A 16,705-nucleotide genomic window follows, 5' to 3' on the forward strand; every position below is an offset into this window, starting at 1 on the left:
ATTACTCGGCCATCGAAGAAGAACGGGAGGTAGGGATAGGTGGAACCGGGTCATAACCACCGGGATTCCACGGATGACAGCGACCTAAACGACGAAAGGTCAGCCAGCCACCGCGCAGAAGGCCATGATTTTCTATGGCTTCCAACGCGTAGCAGGAACAACTGGGGTAGAAACGACAGTGACTGGCCATCAGAGGACTAATGGCATAGCGATAAAACTGGATCGGAACGAGTGCCAGTTTACGCATCGGGACTGTCTACCCCTACAGTTTCGGTTTTGACTGCTGGGACCGGCGTGCTGCGTGCCAGACGTTTCCAGAGTTTGCCGAAATGCTGAATCAATTCGGGGTTTTCTACGTCACCCAAACCTTTGCGCGCGACGATAACGATGTCCCAGCCGGCCAGTGAATCCTGGTTCAGACGGAACGATTCGCGCATCAGACGTTTGAGGCGATTGCGCTCGACGGAGAGCTTTACGCTCTTTTTCCCGATAACCAGCCCGAGACGGGGGTGATCAAGATCGTTGTTGCGCGCAAGGAGCAGGAGATTTTTCCCCGGAACCTTGCCGGTAGGGGAGTCAAAGACTGCCTTGAAATGCCGGGGAGTAAGCAGACGCTTTTCCCGACTGAAGTCCTGACTCACCTCCAGTGCCGGCTTATCAAACTGCCAGACGCGCACGACCTTTGGCGCGACGACGCGACAGAACGGCACGACCGTTCTTGGTAGCCATGCGAGCACGGAAACCGTGGGTACGAGCGCGTTTGATAGTGCTTGGTTGGAAAGTACGTTTCATTGTCGTGTTACCTGGTTCGTCCACAACGGGCCGGAATGGCCCCCGTTTTAAGAGACCGGGGATTCTAGAGAAAGCAAGCCTCTAGGTCAATTTCCAACCAGCGTTTCCTTATAAATAGATCTCCAGTGGTTTTGCTCGCCTTCAACCTTGGCCAAATATAAAAATAAAGAAGGAAAGTATTTAAAGCTTTTCTGTAAAGCTTATAAAAGCTAGGGCACCGATCATCTGTGGATAACTGCCTTCAGGCCTTCTACGCCTTGATGTACAGAGAATGACAACTACAGTGGAAAACGGTGGTCAGCCTGTGCTGCGCTGTCGGATAAGCTGTGCGTGAAAGAGGCAGTTATCCACAAGCAGGTTATCCACCGAGTTTCACCCCCACTTGTACAACGACCTCAGGGTCGGTTATCCACAGAGCTTATGCACAGACCATTGGTCGTCTTTTTTGCGTATAAATCGTTGATTCTTCTTGGTCGGTGATCCACCTACGTGTGGATAAGTCGGCGTCTGGTCGCTACAATGGCCGCTTGTTTTTGCCTCACCGGCTTTCAACTTAGGGGATATCCGTGTCAGTGGAACTTTGGCAGCAGTGCGTGGAGCTTTTGCGCGATGAGCTGCCTGCCCAACAATTCAACACTTGGATCCGTCCACTACAGGTCGAAGCCGAAGGCGACGAGTTGCGTGTCTACGCGCCGAATCGTTTTGTTCTCGACTGGGTCAACGAAAAGTACCTGGGCCGCGTCCTTGAACTGCTTGATGAGCATGGCAACGGCATGGCGCCTGCGCTCTCCTTATTAATAGGCAGCAAACGCAGTTCGGTACCGCGTGCCGCTCCGAATGCGCCATTGGCTGCCGCCGCGTCCCAGGCACAGGCGGCGCAAGCGCCTGTCAGTGCTCCGGCACCGGCACCGACGGCTACACCGACCAAGCGTTCGACACAGAAAGTTGCCGAAGTCAGTGAAGAGCCATCGCGCGACAGTTTCGACCCGATGGCCGGTGCGAGTTCTCAACAGGCCCCTGTGCGTTCCGAGCAGCGCACGGTGCAGGTCGAAGGCGCGCTCAAGCACACGAGCTACCTGAACCGCACGTTCACCTTCGAGAACTTCGTCGAGGGTAAGTCCAACCAGCTGGCCCGCGCAGCGGCCTGGCAGGTGGCGGACAACCCCAAGCACGGTTACAACCCGCTCTTCCTTTATGGCGGCGTTGGCTTGGGTAAAACCCACTTGATGCACGCTGTGGGTAACCATCTATTAAAGAAGAACCCGAATGCCAAGGTCGTGTACCTGCATTCGGAGCGTTTCGTGGCCGACATGGTCAAGGCACTGCAACTGAACGCGATCAACGAGTTCAAGCGTTTCTACCGTTCGGTGGATGCGTTGCTGATCGATGACATTCAGTTCTTCGCCCGCAAGGAACGTTCACAGGAAGAGTTTTTCCACACCTTCAACGCCCTGCTCGAAGGTGGCCAGCAGGTCATTCTCACCAGTGACCGCTACCCTAAGGAAATCGAGGGCCTTGAAGAACGCCTGAAATCCCGCTTTGGCTGGGGCCTGACGGTTGCCGTCGAGCCGCCGGAGCTGGAAACCCGCGTAGCGATCCTGATGAAAAAGGCCGACCAGGCCAAAGTCGATCTGCCCCACGATGCGGCGTTCTTCATTGCTCAGCGTATTCGCTCCAACGTCCGTGAGCTGGAAGGCGCGCTCAAGCGCGTGATTGCCCACTCACACTTCATGGGCCGCGATATCACCATCGAGCTGATCCGCGAATCCCTGAAAGATCTGTTGGCGCTGCAAGACAAACTGGTCTCTGTGGATAACATTCAGCGCACCGTCGCCGAGTACTACAAGATCAAAATTTCCGACCTGCTGTCCAAGCGTCGTTCGCGCTCGGTCGCTCGTCCGCGTCAGGTTGCCATGGCGTTGTCCAAAGAGTTGACTAACCACAGCCTGCCGGAAATCGGTGATGTGTTTGGCGGCCGCGACCATACGACTGTTTTGCACGCCTGCCGCAAGATCAACGAACTTAAGGAATCCGACGCGGACATCCGCGAGGACTACAAGAACCTGCTGCGTACACTGACCACTTGATGCATACCAGCGCAGCTTATTAAGGCAAGGGACTAGACCATGCATTTCACCATTCAACGCGAAGCCCTGTTGAAACCCCTGCAACTGGTCGCAGGCGTCGTCGAGCGCCGACAGACCTTGCCGGTGCTCTCCAACGTGCTGCTGGTTGTCGAAGGCCAGCAACTGTCGCTGACCGGTACCGACCTGGAAGTCGAGCTGGTCGGTCGCGTGCAACTCGAAGAGCCGGCGGACCCGGGTTCCATCACTGTGCCTGCGCGCAAGCTGATGGATATCTGCAAAAGCCTGCCGAATGACGCGCTGATCGACATCAAGGTCGACGAGCAGAAGCTGGTGGTGAAGGCTGGCCGTAGCCGCTTCACCCTGTCGACTCTGCCGGCCAACGATTTCCCGACTGTTGAAGAAGGCCCGGGTTCGCTGACCTGCAGCCTGGAGCAAAGCAAGCTGCGTCGTTTGATCGAACGCACCAGCTTCGCCATGGCCCAGCAGGACGTGCGTTATTACCTCAATGGCATGCTGCTGGAAGTCTCGGCCGGTATCATCCGTGCCGTGGCCACCGACGGTCACCGTCTGGCCATGTGCTCGATGCAGGCCGACATCGGTCAACCGGATCGCCATCAGGTCATCGTGCCGCGCAAAGGTATTCTTGAGTTGGCGCGCTTGCTGACTGAGCCGGACGGCATCGTCAGCATCGTCCTGGGTCAGCACCACATCCGCGCCACCACGGGCGAGTTCACCTTCACCTCGAAACTGGTCGACGGTAAATTCCCTGACTACGAGCGCGTTCTGCCAAAGGGCGGTGACAAGCTGGTGCTCGGCGATCGCCAGGCGTTGCGTGAAGCGTTCAGCCGTACCGCGATTCTGTCCAACGAGAAGTACCGCGGCATCCGTCTGCAACTGGCCAATGGTCAGCTGAAAATCCAGGCCAACAACCCGGAGCAGGAAGAAGCGGAAGAGGAAGTCGGCGTTGAATACAACGGCGGCAACCTGGAAATCGGTTTCAACGTGAGCTACTTGCTCGACGTGCTGGGCGTGATGACCACCGAGCAGGTGCGCCTGATCTTGTCCGACTCCAACAGCAGTGCGCTGGTGCAAGAGTCGGACAACGACGACTCGGCCTACGTCGTCATGCCGATGCGTCTGTAATCATGCTCAGCAGAAGCTAGATGTCCTTAAGTCGCGTCTCGGTCACCGCGGTGCGCAATCTGCACCCGGTGACCTTCTCCCCCTCCCCCCGAATCAACATTCTTTACGGCGCCAACGGCAGCGGCAAAACCAGTGTTCTGGAAGCCATTCACCTGCTGGGGCTTGCCCGTTCGTTTCGTAGCACCCGCCTGCTGCCGGTCATTCAGTACGAGCAGTTGGCGTGCACGGTGTTTGGCCAGGTCGAATTGGCCGAGGGCGGGCATAGCGCATTGGGGATATCCCGGGACCGCCAGGGTGAGTTCCAGATTCGCATTGATGGTCAAAACGCCCGTAGCGCCGCGCAACTGGCTGAAATCCTCCCTCTGCAACTCATCAACCCTGACAGTTTCCGCTTGCTGGAAGGTGCACCGAAGATTCGTCGACAGTTTCTCGACTGGGGCGTGTTCCACGTGGAACCGCGATTCATGTCCACTTGGCAACGCTTGCAGAAGGCCCTGCGCCAGAGAAACTCTTGGCTGCGGCATGGTACACTTGACGCCGTTTCGCAAGCGGTTTGGGACAGGGAACTGTGCCAGGCCAGCGCTGAAATTGATGAATACCGCCGTGCTTACATCAAAGCCTTGAAACCAGTCTTTGAACAGACCTTGAGCGAACTGGTTGAGCTTGAGGGTTTGACGCTCAGCTATTACCGAGGCTGGGACAAGGACCGCGAATTGAGCGCTGTGCTCGCTGGGTCCGTTCAGCGGGATCAGCAAATGGGTCATACCCAGGCCGGACCACAACGTGCTGACTTGCGCCTCAGATTGGGTGCACATAATGCCGCGGATATCTTGTCCCGCGGTCAGCAGAAGCTGGTGGTCTGTGCATTGCGGATTGCTCAAGGGCACTTGGTCAGCCAGGCCCGACGCGGCCAGTGTATTTATCTGGTGGATGACTTGCCGTCCGAACTGGACGAGTACCACCGTCGCGCGCTTTGCCGCTTGCTGGAAGACTTACGCTGCCAGGTGTTTATCACCTGTGTAGATCACGAATTATTGAGGGAAGGCTGGCAGACGGAAACGCCAGTCGCTCTGTTCCACGTGGAACAGGGCCGTATCACCCAGACCCACGACCATCGGGAGTGAAGGCATTGAGCGAAGAAAATACGTACGACTCAACGAGCATTAAAGTGCTGAAAGGCCTGGATGCCGTACGCAAACGTCCCGGTATGTACATTGGTGACACCGACGATGGCAGCGGTCTGCACCACATGGTGTTCGAGGTGGTCGATAACTCGATCGACGAAGCTTTGGCCGGCCATTGCGACGACATCAGCATCATCATCCACCCGGACGAATCCATCACCGTTCGCGACAACGGTCGTGGCATCCCGGTAGACGTGCACAAAGAAGAAGGCGTTTCGGCAGCCGAGGTCATCATGACCGTGCTGCACGCCGGCGGTAAGTTCGACGACAACTCCTACAAAGTATCCGGCGGTCTGCACGGTGTGGGTGTGTCTGTAGTGAACGCACTGTCCAAAGAACTGATCCTGACGGTTCGCCGTAGCGGCAAGATCTGGGAGCAGACTTACGTCCACGGTGTTCCGCAAGAGCCGATGAAAATCGTTGGCGAAAGCGAAACCACCGGCACCCAGATTCACTTCAAGCCTTCGGCTGACACCTTCAAAAACATCCACTTCAGCTGGGATATCCTGGCCAAGCGGATTCGTGAACTGTCTTTCCTCAACTCCGGTGTTGGTATCGTCCTCAAGGACGAGCGCAGCGGCAAGGAAGAGTTGTTCAAGTACGAAGGTGGCTTGCGTGCGTTCGTTGAATACCTGAACACCAACAAGACTCCAGTCAACCAGGTGTTCCACTTCAACATCCAGCGTGAAGACGGCATCGGCGTGGAAATCGCCTTGCAGTGGAACGACAGCTTCAACGAGAACTTGTTGTGCTTCACCAACAACATTCCTCAGCGCGATGGGGGTACTCACCTGGTGGGTTTCCGTTCCGCCCTGACTCGTAACCTGAACACCTACATCGAAGCTGAAGGCCTGGCCAAAAAGCACAAGGTTGCCACCACCGGTGATGACGCCCGTGAAGGCTTGACCGCGATCATCTCGGTGAAGGTGCCGGATCCGAAGTTCAGCTCCCAGACCAAAGACAAGCTGGTGTCTTCCGAAGTGAAGACCGCGGTCGAACAGGAAATGGGCAAGTACTTCTCCGACTTCCTGTTGGAAAACCCGAACGAAGCCAAACTGGTCGTCGGCAAGATGATCGACGCGGCACGTGCCCGTGAAGCAGCGCGTAAAGCGCGCGAGATGACCCGCCGTAAAGGCGCGCTGGATATCGCCGGCCTGCCGGGCAAACTGGCTGACTGCCAGGAAAAAGACCCTGCCCTCTCCGAACTGTACCTCGTGGAAGGTGACTCTGCTGGCGGTTCCGCCAAGCAGGGACGCAACCGTCGGACCCAGGCCATTCTGCCGCTGAAAGGCAAGATCCTGAACGTCGAGAAGGCACGCTTCGACAAGATGATCTCTTCGCAAGAAGTGGGCACCTTGATCACTGCACTGGGCTGCGGCATCGGCCGCGACGAGTACAACATCGACAAGCTGCGCTATCACAACATCATCATCATGACCGATGCTGACGTCGACGGTTCGCACATCCGTACCCTGCTGCTGACCTTCTTCTTCCGTCAGCTGCCGGAGCTGATCGAGCGTGGCTACATCTACATCGCCCAGCCGCCGCTGTACAAGGTCAAGAAAGGCAAGCAAGAGCAATACATCAAAGACGACGACGCCATGGAAGAGTACATGACGCAGTCGGCCCTGGAAGACGCGAGCCTGCACTTGAACGAGGAAGCCCCAGGTATCTCCGGTGAAGCCCTCGAGCGCCTGGTGAACGACTTCCGTCTGGTGATGAAGACCCTCAAGCGTCTGTCGCGCCTGTACCCACAGGAGTTGACCGAGCACTTCATCTACCTGCCAGCGGTGAGCATGGAGCAACTGTCCGATCACGCAGCGATGCAGGATTGGCTGGCCAAGTACGAAGTTCGCCTGCGTACCGTCGAGAAATCGGGTCTGGTCTACAAGGCCAGCCTGCGTGAAGACCGTGAACGTAACGTCTGGCTGCCAGAGGTCGAGTTGATCTCCCACGGCCTGTCGAACTACGTCACCTTCAATCGCGACTTCTTCGGCAGCAACGATTACAAGACCGTTGTCTCTTTGGGCGCTCAGCTGAGCAGCTTGTTGGACGAAGGTGCGTACATCCAGCGTGGCGAGCGCAAGAAGCCAGTCACCGAGTTCAAGGAAGCCCTTGAATGGCTGATGACTGAAAGCACCAAGCGTCACACCATCCAGCGATACAAAGGTCTGGGTGAGATGAACCCGGATCAGCTGTGGGAAACCACCATGGACCCAAGCCAGCGCCGGATGCTCAAAGTGACCATCGAAGACGCCATTGGCGCGGACCAGATCTTCAACACCCTGATGGGTGATGCGGTCGAGCCTCGTCGTGACTTCATCGAAAGCAACGCCTTGGCGGTGTCCAACCTGGACTTCTGATCCAGCGGACTTGCCAGACAAAAAGGCCAGCGCATCGCGCTGGCCTTTTTTTATTGCATCGGAAAGTGAGTGCGCTCTTCAGGGACGGCTGCAAATCGTATAGAACGCAGGCGTTATACCTCGGCGTCTCACAGAAAGATCCTACATACGACATCCCTGGTGCTCTTTATCCTACCGCCTCCTCGTCAAGTGATGACTTGCGAGAGCTATCATTTTTGGGATATCGAACAGGGATCGCAGTTATGCCAACACCTGCGTATTTGGTTATAAATGGAAATCGGCAAGGGAAGATTACTGCCGGCACATTTACTCCAGAGTCGGTTGGTAACGTCTACCAGGAGGGGCACGAAGACCAAATCCTGGTCCAGGCATTCAGTCACCAAATTATCATTCCGAGAGATCCCCAATCGGGTCAGCCAACGGGCCAGCGCGTGCATAAACCGCTGATGATCTCAAAGGTATTTGATAAATCATCACCGTTGATTTTTAACGCGTTAACGAGCGGAGAGGTGTTGGATAACTGCCATATCGCTTGGTATCGGACCTCGTCGGCTGGAAAACAAGAACATTACTTCAGCATAGAGCTGGAAGACGCAGTGATCGTTGATGTGCAGTCAAGAATGCCAAGCTGCCAGGATCCGAATATGGCTCACTTTACGCACCTTGAAGACGTGTATTTCACCTACCGAAAAATCACCTGGACTCACGAAGCCTGCGGCACTTCCGGGTCTGATGACTGGCGTGCTCCGATTATCAGCTAAGCCCCCCGCTGCCCAAATCGCACGCATAAAAAAACCGGCTATATCAGCCGGTTTTTTTACGCCCGAAAAAAACTTATGCACGTTTTTCGTCATTTTATGAGCTTAGGAAATATGTATATAAATCATAAGCTTAAAGACAAAATCCGTCACTTTTCAGCGAAACGGTGCACAGGTTATCCACAGAACCTCAGACAGCCATCTGATCGCTGGCAGCCGGCGCTTGCGGAGCAGGTGGAAGCGAGCCCATTTCCCGTTGCATCTGCTCGTTCCAGGCTTGAACCCGGTCATTGAGGTTGGCAATCGCGCGGGGCCCGCTACCCTCGGCATACATCGGCTCGCCGATGATCACAGTAATGACGCCCTGCTTCTTCGCCCAACCGGTTTTCGGCCAGAACTTGCCGGCATTGTGCGCAATCGGCAGCACCGGAAGTGCTGCGTTGACTGCTAGCGCGGTACCACCTCGAGAGAATTTTCCAACGGTGCCGTAAGGGACGCGCGTTCCCTCGGGAAAGATCAGGACCCAGACGCCATCTTTCAGCAGCTCGTCGCCCTTCTTTGCCACATGCTTAAGCGCGGCTTTCGGGTTGTCGCGGTCGATAGCGATCGGTCGCAACATGGCCATGGCCCAACCGAAGAACGGCACAAACAACAAAGAGCGCTTCAGTACCTGGCTCAGTGGCTCGAAGTACGCCGAGAGGAAGAACGTCTCCCAGGTGCTCTGGTGATTGGACTGAATCACGCAGGGCTGGTCAGGCACGTTCTCGGCGCCCTTCACTTCATAGCTGATGCCCAGAAAAATTTTGCTCAGCCATAGAGCGCAACGGCACCAGTACACATTGATAAAGCGATAGCGCGCCTTGAACGGCAGAAAAGGCGCGATAAAAAAGCTCAGGCTGCACCAGAGCAAAGAGCTGGTGCCCAGCAGCAGGTAAAAGAGGAAGGTTCTGATGGCCTGCAGTATCGACATGGCGACGTTTACCGTGCGGGCTCTGCCCGTCTATATAAAGCGCACTCCCGATCAATCCTTTGACAGGAATATCAGAAGCACTCTAATTGTGGATAAGTTCTGCGGCAATCGCCGCGAGATCGTCAAATATCAAGGTGCCTACCGGTAGGGACTTGCCCAACGTCTTTACGCCTTTCCCGGTCTTTACCAAAACTGGCTGAGAATCGACGGCTTTGGCGGCTTCCAGGTCACCGAGGCTGTCGCCAACGAACCATAGATCAGTCAGCGACACGTTGTAATGTGCGGCGATGGTTTTCAACATCCCGGGTTTTGGCTTGCGGCAATCGCAGCCTTCGTCCGGTCCATGCGGGCAATAGACAATCAGCCCGACCTCACCGCCCTGCTCCGCCACCAACGAACGCAAGCGCTCGTGCATGGCGTTCAGGGTGGCGATGTCGTAATAGCCGCGAGCGATGCCCGACTGGTTGGTAGCGACCGCTACCGTCCAGCCGGCCTTGCTCAACTGCGCGATGGCTTCGATCGAACCGGGAAGTGGAATCCACTCCTCCACCGACTTGATGTAAGCGTCGGAGTCGTAATTGATCACCCCGTCCCGATCGAGAATCAGCAGTTTCAAACAGTATTACCCCAGCAGCGAAATGTCGGCGACGCCGAGGAACAGCCCACGAAGACGTGCCAGCAACGCATAACGGTTGGCACGGACCTTGGCGTCTTCGGCGTTGACCATCACCGCTTCGAAGAACGCATCCACCGGCTCGCGCAAGGCGGCCAGGCGCGCCAGGGATTCGCTGTACTGACGCGCAGCGGCCATTGGCTGAACAGCCTGGTCTGCCTGCTGAATCGCCGAGTACAGGGAGAACTCGTTGGCATTGTCGAAATACTTGGCTTCAACGACCGATGGAACCGAGCCTTCAACCTTGCTCAGCAAGTTCGAAACGCGCTTGTTCACCGCGGCGAGGGCAGCGGCTTCCGGCAATTTGCGGAAAGCTTCCACCGCTTGTACGCGCTGATCAAAGTCCAGCGCCGAACCCGGCTTCAGTGCCCGTACCGACAGATAAGTCCCGACATCGACGCCTTCGTCTTCGTAACGAGCACGCAGACGGTCGAATACGAATTCGAGTACCGAGTCGGCCAGGCCAGCAGCCTTGACCTTGGCACCGAATGCATTCACAGCGAACGCCACGGCATCGTTCAGGTCGAGATCGAGCTTCTTGTCGATCAGGATGCGCAACACACCGAGTGCAGCACGACGCAGGGCATACGGGTCTTTGCTACCGGTCGGCAGCATGCCGATGCCGAAGATGCCAACCAGTGTGTCGAGTTTGTCGGCGATGGCCACGGCCGCACCGGTCAGGGTGGTCGGCAGCTCAGCGCCAGCGCCACGAGGCATGTACTGCTCGTTCAGCGCCAGTGCGACTTCTTCCGGCTCGCCATCATTGAGGGCGTAGTAGTAACCGGCGACGCCTTGCATCTCCGGGAACTCGCCGACCATCTCGGTCGCCAGGTCGCACTTGGACAGCAGGCCGGCACGGGAAGCCCAGGCTGCGTTGCCGCCAATGCGTTGCGCGATGAACGCAGCGAGTTTGGAAACGCGCTCGGCCTTGTCGTAGACGCTGCCGAGTTTTTCCTGGAACACCACGTTCTGCAGACGCAGGTTGAAGTCTTCGAGTTTCTGCTTCTTGTCTTGCTTGAAGAAGAACTCGGCGTCGGTGAGGCGTGGGCGAACCACTTTCTCGTTACCGGCGATGATTTGCTGCGGGTCTTTGCTTTCGATGTTGGCCACGGTAATGAAACGTGGCAGCAACTTGCCGTCGGCATCCAGCAGGCAGAAGTACTTCTGGTTGTCCTGCATGGTGGTGATCAGCGCTTCTTGCGGCACGTCGAGGAAACGCTCTTCGAACGAGCACACCAGCGGCACTGGCCATTCAACCAGCGCGGTCACTTCGTCGAGCAGGGCTGGCGGAACGATTGCCGTGCCTTCCTGCATCGTCGCCAGCTCTTCGGTGCGCTTGCTGATAATTGCGCGACGCTCGTTGGCATCGGCCAGCACGTAAGCGGCACGCAAGTCGGCCAGATAGTTGGCCGGCGAGGTGATGCGCACGCTTTCCGGGTGATGGAAGCGGTGACCACGGGAGTCACGGCCAGACTTTTGGGCGAGGATCGTGCAATCGATGACCTGGTCACCGAGCAACATCACCAGCCATTGGGTCGGACGAACGAATTCTTCCTTGCGAGCGCCCCAGCGCATGCGCTTCGGGATCGGCAGGTCGTTCAGGGAGTCTTCGACGATGGTCGGCAACAGGCTCGCGGTCGGCTTGCCGGCGATGCTTTGGCTGTAACGCAGTTTCGGACCGCTCTGATCGATTTCGCTCAGCTCTACGCCGCACTTCTTGGCGAAACCCAATGCCGCTTGTGTCGGGTTACCTTCTGCATCGAACGCGGCCTGACGTGGCGGGCCGTCGAGGTTGATGCTGCGATCCGGTTGCTGGGTAGACAGCGCGGTAATCAGCACCGCCAGACGACGTGGCGCGGCGTAGACGGTTTTGGTCTCGTAGTTCAGGCCAGCGGCTTGCAGGCCCTTGTCGATACCGGCCAGGAAGGCCTCGGCCAGGGTGTTCAGGGCTTTGGGTGGCAGTTCTTCGGTGCCCAGTTCAACCAGAAAATCTTGAGCACTCATTGTGCAGCCTCCAGCTTGGCCAGTACTTCATCACGCAGGTCCGGGGTCGCCATCGGGAAGCCCAGCTTGGCGCGAGCCAGCAGGTAGGCTTGCGCAACGGAACGCGCCAGGGTGCGTACACGCAGAATGTATTGCTGACGCGCCGTCACCGAGATCGCCCGGCGCGCATCCAGCAGGTTGAAGGTGTGGGAGGCCTTCAACACCATTTCGTAGCTCGGCAACGGCAGCGGCTGGTCGAGTTCGATCAGGCGCTTGGCTTCGCTTTCGTAGAAATCGAACAATTCGAACAGCTTCTCGACATTCGCGTGTTCGAAGTTGTAGGTCGACTGCTCCACTTCGTTCTGGTGGAACACGTCGCCGTAGGTCACTTTGCCGAACGGACCGTCAGCCCAGACCAGGTCATAGACCGAGTCCACGCCCTGCAGGTACATGGCCAGACGCTCGAGGCCGTAAGTGATTTCGCCGGTTACCGGGTAGCACTCGATGCCGCCCGCCTGCTGGAAGTAAGTGAACTGCGTCACTTCCATGCCATTCAACCAGACTTCCCAGCCCAGACCCCAGGCGCCGAGCGTCGGCGATTCCCAGTTGTCTTCGACGAAGCGAATGTCGTGGACCAGCGGGTCCAGGCCGACATGCTTGAGGGAGCCCAGGTACAGTTCCTGGAAGTTGTCCGGGTTCGGCTTCAGGACGACCTGGAACTGGTAGTAGTGCTGGAGGCGGTTCGGGTTTTCGCCGTAGCGGCCGTCAGTCGGGCGACGACTGGGCTGCACATAAGCGGCGTTCCAGGTTTCCGGGCCGATGGCGCGCAGAAACGTGGCAGTGTGGAAAGTCCCGGCGCCTACTTCCATATCGTAGGGCTGAAGTACCACGCAACCTTGCTCGGCCCAGTATTGCTGGAGGGCGAGGATCAAGTCTTGGAAGGTACGCACGGCTGGCGTAGGCTGGCTCACGAAATTCACCTGTTTCTTGGGCTGCGATTTAAAGAGCGGGAGTATACCCGATTCGTTGCTGCGCACGCCCCCTGGAGCCTTATGCCACGCTGCTTTTGGTGTTCCGAAGATCCGCTGTACATGGCTTATCACGACCAGGAGTGGGGCACGCCGCTACGCGATGCGCAGGGATTGTTCGAGTTGCTTTTGCTCGAAGGGTTCCAGGCCGGCCTCTCCTGGATCACCGTGTTGCGTAAACGTGAGCGATATCGCGAAGTGTTGTTCGGCTTCGACGTACAGCGGGTGGCGCAGATGAGCGACGCCGAAATCGATGAATTGATGCTCGATCCCGGCATTATTCGCAATCGCCTCAAACTCAATGCGGCCAGGCGCAATGCCCAGGCCTGGCTGGCGCTTGAGGACCCGGTGGCGTTTCTCTGGTCCTTCGTGGGTGGCCAACCGGTTATCAATCATTTCAAGGATCGCACCGAAGTGCCGGCGGTCACGCCGGTCGCTGTGAAGATGAGCAAAGGCCTGAAAAAAGCCGGCTTCACCTTCGTCGGCCCGACCATTTGCTACGCGTTGATGCAGGCCTCGGGGATGGTCATGGACCACACCCGGGATTGCGATCGCTACGCGACCTTGTCGATCGGCGGTTAGAATAGCCGCCTCGCGCACAGCACAAGATCAGGAGTGACCTGTGGATAAGTTGAAAGGCGCCTTGCTGGTAGGCGCTCTGCGGCTGTTTGCCTTGCTTCCCTGGCGAGCAGTGCAGGCGGTTGGCTCAGCCATCGGCTGGGTGATGTGGAAAACCCCTAACCGTTCCCGAGACGTGGTGCGGATAAACCTCGCCAAGTGCTTTCCCGAGATGGACCCTGCCGAGCGTGAGCGTCTGGTCGGCCAGAGCCTGAAAGACATCGGCAAGTCGCTGACCGAAAGTGCGTGCGCGTGGATCTGGCCGGCGCAGCGTTCCATTGATCTGGTCCGCGAAGTCGAAGGGCTCGACGTCTTGAAAGACGCCCTCGCCTCCGGCAAAGGTGTCGTCGGCATCACCAGCCACCTGGGCAACTGGGAAGTGTTGAACCACTTCTATTGCAGTCAGTGCAAACCGATCATTTTCTATCGTCCGCCAAAGCTTAAGGCTGTGGATGAATTGCTGCGCAAGCAGCGGGTGCAACTGGGTAACAAGGTTGCCGCCTCCACCAAGGAAGGCATTCTCAGTGTCATCAAGGAAGTGCGCAAAGGTGGTGCAGTGGGTATTCCCGCTGACCCGGAACCGTCCGAATCCGCCGGGATCTTCGTGCCGTTCTTCGCCACTCAGGCATTGACCAGCAAATTCGTACCGAACATGTTGGCCGGCGGAAAAGCGGTTGGCGTGTTCCTGCACGCCCTGCGCCTGCCGGACGGTTCGGGCTATAAAGTGATCCTCGAAGCCGCGCCGGAGGCCATGTACAGCACCGATACCGAGACGTCCTGCGCGGCCATGAGCAAGGTGGTCGAGCGCTATGTGCGGGCTTATCCGAGCCAGTACATGTGGAGCATGAAACGTTTCAAGAAGCGGCCACCGGGTGAAGAACGCTGGTACTGAGTGGATTGGCACGATCTGTGGATAACTTGTAGGAGCGAAGCTTGCTCGCGAAGGCGATATGGCAACCAACATAAATGTTGAATGTAATGGCTTCTTCGCAACCAAGCTTTGCTCCTACAAGTTATCCACAACTGTTCAGAAAGGGCGCAAAAGATGTCCGAACACCGCAAATCGTTTCGCATCAAGATCAGTCATGAAAGCTTTGGCGAATGCCTCGGCCAGACCCGTAACCTCTCGACCACGGGTGTCTACGTCAAGCATCCGGGCTTGTCTGCGTTGCCTAAAGGCGCTGTGGTGTATGGTCAGGTCCAGGATTTACCCACAGGCGCGCCGCGGGTCCGCATGGAAGTGGTGTTGGTGGATGCCGACGGTATTGGCCTGCGCTATCTCTGATCAGTGCGCCTGACGCTCAAGCTTTTTCAGAAACACCGTCATTTCTTTCTCTGCCTGCTTGTCGCCATGAGCACGGGCGGCTTCCAGACCCTGTTCCCACGCCTGACGCGCGGCCGGATAGTCCGCCAGCGCCAGGTGCGCCTTGCCCAACAGCTTCCATGCCGCTGAATACTTCGGATCGAACTCGATGCAACGCTGGAAATGTTCGGCGGCCTTGGCGTTTTCCCCAAGATCCAGGTAGCCCTTGCCCAGGCCGAAGCGCAGCAATGAGTTATCCACACCCTTGGCGAGCATTTTTTCCAGGGATTCGATCATCGGGCAACACCTTTGTTTATGTGTGGAGGTCGAAATCGCCTTCGCGGGCAAGCCTCGCTCCTACAGGTCATGCGTGATCCATTGTAGGAGCGAGTCTTGCCCGCGAAGAGGCCTTCGGATCAGAAGAAGCTGAGCCCGACATGGAACAGCTTCTCCACATCCCGAATATGTTTTTTATCCACAAGGAACAGAATCACATGGTCACCCGCCGCGATCACCGTGTCATCGTGGGCAATGATCACTTCTTCATCACGAATGATCGCGCCAATCGTGGTGCCCGGCGGTAAACCAATGTTCTCGATGGCCTTGCCAATCACCTTGCTCGACTTCGCATCACCATGGGCAATCGCCTCGATGGCCTCCGCCGCGCCACGGCGCAGTGAGTGCACGCTGACGATATCGCCACGTCGCACGTGGGCGAGCAAGGTGCCGATGGTCGCCAGTTGCGGGCTGATGGCGATGTCGATGTCGCCGCCCTGAATCAAATCGACGTAGGCCGGATTGTTGATGATCGTCATCACCTTCTTCGCGCCCAGGCGCTTGGCCAGCAGCGACGACATGATGTTGGCTTCATCGTCGTTGGTCAGGGCCAGGAAGATGTCGGCGTCGGCGATGTTCTCTTCCATCAGCAAGTCGCGGTCGGAGGCACTGCCCTGCAACACCACGGTGCTGTCGAGGGTGTCCGAGAGATGGCGGCAGCGAGCCGGATTCATCTCGATGATTTTCACCTGATAGCGGCTTTCGATGGCCTCGGCCAGACGCTCGCCGATTTGCCCGCCACCGGCGATGACGATGCGCTTGTAGCTTTCGTCAAGGCGGCGCATTTCGCTCATCACAGCGCGAATATTCGCCTTGGCGGCGATGAAAAACACTTCGTCATCGGCCTCGATCACCGTGTCGCCCTGGGGCAGGATTGGCCGGTCACGTCGAAAAATCGCCGCAACGCGGGTTTCGACGTTCGGCATGTGTTCGCGCAACTGACGCAGTTGTTGACCCACCAGCGGTCCGCCGTAGTACGCCTTCACCGCGACCAGCTGCGCTTTGCCTTCGGCGAAGTCGATCACCTGCAACGCGCCCGGATGCTGGATCAGGCGCTTGATGTAGTTGGTGACCACTTGTTCCGGGCTGATCAGCACATCCACCGGAATCGCTTCGTTATCGAACAGCTCGGAGCGCGTCAGGTACGCCGCTTCGCGGACACGGGCGATTTTCGTCGGTGTGTGGAACAGGGTGTGAGCGACCTGACAGGCCACCATGTTGGTTTCATCGCTGTTGGTCACCGCCACCAGCATGTCGGCGTCGTCGGCGCCGGCCTGACGCAGCACCGTCGGCAGCGAGCCGCGGCCCTGCACCGTGCGGATATCCAGCCGATCGCCAAGGTCGCGCAGGCGTTCGCCGTCGGTGTCGACCACGGTGATGTCGTTGGCCTCGCTGGCCAAGTGTTCCGCCAGCGAACCGCCGACCTGCCCTGCGCCGAGGATGATGATTTTCATCCAGTCACTCCCT

General features: G+C 57.6%; 17 protein-coding genes. 8 read left to right on the forward strand and 9 right to left on the reverse strand.

Translation table 11 applies throughout. The annotated features are described in order from the left end of the window. Nucleotide 1 precedes the first annotated feature (1 nt). Genes yidD through rpmH form a run of 3 tightly spaced genes read right to left on the reverse strand, consistent with a single transcriptional unit; the run spans nt 2 to nt 792 of the window. Nucleotides 2-247 (reverse strand): membrane protein insertion efficiency factor YidD, encoded by a 246-nt coding sequence (gene yidD / locus KJF94_RS26555; RefSeq protein ID WP_010207715.1) that lies wholly within the window; start codon nt 245-247, stop codon nt 2-4. After that, the gene (gene rnpA / locus KJF94_RS26560) at nt 240-641 is read right to left on the reverse strand and encodes a ribonuclease P protein component (RefSeq protein ID WP_031319201.1); all 402 of its coding nucleotides are present in this window, start codon (nt 639-641) and stop codon (nt 240-242) included. The genes yidD and rnpA overlap by 8 nt, the downstream gene beginning before the upstream one ends. 16 nt (nt 642-657) lie before the next feature. Beyond that, the gene (rpmH, locus tag KJF94_RS26565; RefSeq protein ID WP_003213577.1) at nt 658-792 is read right to left on the reverse strand and encodes a 50S ribosomal protein L34; all 135 of its coding nucleotides are present in this window, start codon (nt 790-792) and stop codon (nt 658-660) included. A 566-nt stretch (nt 793-1,358) separates the two neighbouring features. Between rpmH and dnaA the strand changes: the two genes are divergently transcribed. From dnaA to KJF94_RS26590, 5 genes are all read left to right on the forward strand, one after another. Continuing rightward, nucleotides 1,359-2,879 carry a chromosomal replication initiator protein DnaA gene (gene dnaA / locus KJF94_RS26570; RefSeq protein ID WP_214379990.1) on the forward strand — a complete coding sequence of 507 codons (1,521 nt, stop codon included), beginning with the start codon at nt 1,359-1,361 and terminating at the stop codon, nt 2,877-2,879. Nucleotides 2,880-2,918: 39 nt separating this feature from the next. After that, nucleotides 2,919-4,022 (forward strand): DNA polymerase III subunit beta, encoded by a 1,104-nt coding sequence (gene dnaN, locus KJF94_RS26575; protein ID WP_017341709.1) that lies wholly within the window; start codon nt 2,919-2,921, stop codon nt 4,020-4,022. 20 nt (nt 4,023-4,042) lie between these two features. Next, on the forward strand, nt 4,043-5,146 hold the full coding sequence (recF, locus tag KJF94_RS26580; protein ID WP_214379991.1) for a DNA replication/repair protein RecF: 1,104 nt from the start codon (nt 4,043-4,045) through the stop codon (nt 5,144-5,146). A gap of 5 nt (nt 5,147-5,151) precedes the next feature. Continuing rightward, complete coding sequence (gene gyrB, locus KJF94_RS26585; RefSeq protein WP_214379992.1) at nt 5,152-7,569, forward strand: DNA topoisomerase (ATP-hydrolyzing) subunit B; 2,418 nt, start codon at nt 5,152-5,154, stop codon at nt 7,567-7,569. 242 nt (nt 7,570-7,811) lie between these two features. Beyond that, nucleotides 7,812-8,330: an Hcp family type VI secretion system effector gene (locus KJF94_RS26590; RefSeq protein WP_214379993.1), complete on the forward strand. Its 519-nt coding sequence runs from the start codon at nt 7,812-7,814 to the stop codon at nt 8,328-8,330. Between the two features lie 187 nt (nt 8,331-8,517). On the opposite strand, the gene KJF94_RS26595 is transcribed toward KJF94_RS26590, so the two are convergent. The 4 genes from KJF94_RS26595 to glyQ form a co-directional block, all read right to left on the reverse strand. Further along, complete coding sequence (locus KJF94_RS26595) at nt 8,518-9,297, reverse strand: lysophospholipid acyltransferase family protein (RefSeq protein WP_214379994.1); 780 nt, start codon at nt 9,295-9,297, stop codon at nt 8,518-8,520. Between the two features lie 82 nt (nt 9,298-9,379). Continuing rightward, entirely contained in the window at nt 9,380-9,913 is a 534-nt protein-coding gene (gene gmhB, locus KJF94_RS26600; RefSeq protein ID WP_214379995.1) for a D-glycero-beta-D-manno-heptose 1,7-bisphosphate 7-phosphatase, read from the reverse strand. 6 nt (nt 9,914-9,919) lie between these two features. Further along, on the reverse strand, nt 9,920-11,974 hold the full coding sequence (gene glyS / locus KJF94_RS26605; RefSeq protein WP_214379996.1) for a glycine--tRNA ligase subunit beta: 2,055 nt from the start codon (nt 11,972-11,974) through the stop codon (nt 9,920-9,922). Further along, on the reverse strand, nt 11,971-12,924 hold the full coding sequence (glyQ, locus tag KJF94_RS26610) for a glycine--tRNA ligase subunit alpha (RefSeq protein ID WP_003213601.1): 954 nt from the start codon (nt 12,922-12,924) through the stop codon (nt 11,971-11,973). Before glyQ ends, glyS begins: the two co-directional genes overlap by 4 nt. An 81-nt stretch (nt 12,925-13,005) precedes the next feature. Here glyQ and tag point away from each other — a divergent pair, with 81 nt between their 5' ends. The 3 genes from tag to KJF94_RS26625 all read left to right on the forward strand — a co-directional run bounded on the left by tag (nt 13,006) and on the right by KJF94_RS26625 (nt 14,884). Beyond that, nucleotides 13,006-13,563, forward strand: coding sequence for a DNA-3-methyladenine glycosylase I (gene tag / locus KJF94_RS26615; RefSeq protein ID WP_214379997.1), 558 nt, complete (start codon nt 13,006-13,008; stop codon nt 13,561-13,563). A 40-nt stretch (nt 13,564-13,603) separates the two neighbouring features. Then, nucleotides 13,604-14,491 (forward strand): lysophospholipid acyltransferase, encoded by an 888-nt coding sequence (locus KJF94_RS26620; RefSeq protein WP_017341718.1) that lies wholly within the window; start codon nt 13,604-13,606, stop codon nt 14,489-14,491. Nucleotides 14,492-14,644: 153 nt separating this feature from the next. Further along, nucleotides 14,645-14,884 carry a PilZ domain-containing protein gene (locus KJF94_RS26625; RefSeq protein ID WP_008027574.1) on the forward strand — a complete coding sequence of 80 codons (240 nt, stop codon included), beginning with the start codon at nt 14,645-14,647 and terminating at the stop codon, nt 14,882-14,884. On the opposite strand, the gene KJF94_RS26630 is transcribed toward KJF94_RS26625, so the two are convergent. Further along, nucleotides 14,885-15,199 (reverse strand): tetratricopeptide repeat protein, encoded by a 315-nt coding sequence (locus KJF94_RS26630; RefSeq protein WP_214379998.1) that lies wholly within the window; start codon nt 15,197-15,199, stop codon nt 14,885-14,887. 119 nt (nt 15,200-15,318) lie between these two features. After that, a complete protein-coding gene (gene trkA / locus KJF94_RS26635; RefSeq protein ID WP_008027578.1) occupies nt 15,319-16,692 on the reverse strand; it encodes a Trk system potassium transporter TrkA in 1,374 nt (457 codons plus the stop codon). Nucleotides 16,693-16,705: the final 13 nt, after the last annotated feature.

It is taken from the genome of Pseudomonas hormoni (assembly GCF_018502625.1).
Classification (GTDB): Bacteria; Pseudomonadota; Gammaproteobacteria; order Pseudomonadales; family Pseudomonadaceae; genus Aquipseudomonas; species Aquipseudomonas hormoni.

Coding starts and splice junctions, on each gene's coding strand:
- KJF94_RS26590 (WP_214379993.1), top strand. CDS start 7,812: ATGCCAACACCTGCGTATTTGGTTATAAATGGAAATCGGCAAGGGAAG.
- yidD (WP_010207715.1), bottom strand. CDS start 247: ATGCGTAAACTGGCACTCGTTCCGATCCAGTTTTATCGCTATGCCATT.
- trkA (WP_008027578.1), bottom strand. CDS start 16,692: ATGAAAATCATCATCCTCGGCGCAGGGCAGGTCGGCGGTTCGCTGGCG.
- rpmH (WP_003213577.1), bottom strand. CDS start 792: ATGAAACGTACTTTCCAACCAAGCACTATCAAACGCGCTCGTACCCAC.
- KJF94_RS26595 (WP_214379994.1), bottom strand. CDS start 9,297: ATGTCGATACTGCAGGCCATCAGAACCTTCCTCTTTTACCTGCTGCTG.
- KJF94_RS26630 (WP_214379998.1), bottom strand. CDS start 15,199: ATGATCGAATCCCTGGAAAAAATGCTCGCCAAGGGTGTGGATAACTCA.
- KJF94_RS26625 (WP_008027574.1), top strand. CDS start 14,645: ATGTCCGAACACCGCAAATCGTTTCGCATCAAGATCAGTCATGAAAGC.
- recF (WP_214379991.1), top strand. CDS start 4,043: ATGTCCTTAAGTCGCGTCTCGGTCACCGCGGTGCGCAATCTGCACCCG.
- dnaN (WP_017341709.1), top strand. CDS start 2,919: ATGCATTTCACCATTCAACGCGAAGCCCTGTTGAAACCCCTGCAACTG.
- tag (WP_214379997.1), top strand. CDS start 13,006: ATGCCACGCTGCTTTTGGTGTTCCGAAGATCCGCTGTACATGGCTTAT.
- glyS (WP_214379996.1), bottom strand. CDS start 11,974: ATGAGTGCTCAAGATTTTCTGGTTGAACTGGGCACCGAAGAACTGCCA.